Raw genomic sequence first — 1,633 nt, forward strand, 5'->3', positions numbered from 1 at the left:
AGATACTACAAGAATTGCAACAAATAAATGAGTACCTAAAGAAAGAAAAGGAAAGAACACAAGATGCTTACTAAAGAAATAAAAAGCGAAGTAATTAAACAAAACAAAGATAAAGAAGATGATGATGCCTCGAGTGAAGAAATGGTTTATTATTTATCAACCAACTATGAGAAGAAATAAAGTATTTGCTGATTTATGTTATTAACTTTGTTTTTGTTTTTGTTTTAAAAATGAATTCGTTTGAGGTTAGTGAAAAGGATATACTCCTTAATTTTATTAGAGAACTTGTTAAGCGAAATGAAACTATTAAAGAATTACCCGTTATTACACTCAGTTTAAACCGAAAGACTTAAATAATCAGTTTAATATAAATGGTTATAAATTTACTAAACAAAATAATAATATAATACTAATAGTGGTATATTATTTTTGGTTTTGCGCTAAATGCACTTCCAACAAATCTTGCTTGAATAATATTAAACAAAGATGTTTATGTTCTGTTGATTCATCTTTCATGGTTAAGAGAATAGAGTGTAAACGCCTGATGAGGAAATAATATTGTCATCTGTCATCTGTCCACTCCATTTTTCAGGAACTGCTTTATCATGGAACACGAAGCATTATCCAGGAACAAGGAACAGGATGATTAATAAGGTGAAGAGGCCTCGCAGCGAGTGCTCGGCACGAGGGTGAATTGTCACCCGATTTTTTTCACCTGTATTTGTTAATTGCATTTTACATGAATTGGCCTTAGTATTTAACCTGTCATTTGTCATCTGTCCCATTCATTTTTCAGGAACTGATTTATCATAAAAGATATAGACTTAAATGACACATTTACTATAAATGATATTAGATAATTGAAGAAGATTCAGAACAGCAATTACTTATTTTATCTTTTGATTATTAGATATCAGCTACAAGTGCCAAGTTATGGCCAAAATTCAAATGGTCATTGGAACCGAGTCAAGCAAGCTTATAATCAATACCGAACAAAGCTTGTTTACACCACTGATCTAAAGATTAAACTCGATAAAATTTTAAACTTTTTCTATTATTTTTATTTATTTTTATTCAAAAATTCTGAACTTTTACTTCTTATTTATTATAAAATCCATACAAATAGAATTATAAAATTTATAATTCTTTTTATTATTATAAAAATATGATAGATATTGTTTTTATATTTAAATATAAAAAGATAAATGAAATAAGAATAAATTTTCAAAGTACTCAAAATTCAATTAAAATTTTCCATAATAATAAAGAATGAGTTTTAGCAAAACAGACAAGCTTCTCAAAGCATCTGAAGAAGGAGATATCAAATCTGTTAAAAAATTCCTTGCAAAAAAAAATATCGATATCAACTGCAAAGACATTTTAACCAAAAACATTCATGATATTCAATATTTATTTTTTATAATATTCACATTTTTCATCATTTTTGGAATTTAATAAGAATAATTAATTGGACTCCATTGATTTATGCATCTTTCTATGGTCATACTAAAATTGTTCAACTTTTATTAACAAAACCAAATATTGAAATCAATTGCAAAAGTATTTTACTATAAAAACTCTCATACCATTCAAATCTTATTTTTTCATGAAATTCAAATCTTATTTTTTCATT

At 26.2% G+C, this 1,633-nt stretch carries 1 protein-coding gene; it reads left to right on the forward strand.

Annotated elements, in window-relative coordinates; genetic code table 11:
- The first annotated feature begins 1,478 nt into the window (after positions 1–1,478).
- On the forward strand, positions 1,479–1,574 hold the full coding sequence (locus tag QZ306_RS10560; protein WP_295163667.1) for a hypothetical protein: 96 nt from the start codon (positions 1,479–1,481) through the stop codon (positions 1,572–1,574).
- The last annotated feature ends 59 nt before the right edge of the window (positions 1,575–1,633 follow it).

It is taken from the genome of uncultured Brachyspira sp. (assembly GCF_910588665.1).
In the GTDB taxonomy this organism is placed as follows: Bacteria; Spirochaetota; Brachyspiria; order Brachyspirales; family Brachyspiraceae; genus Brachyspira.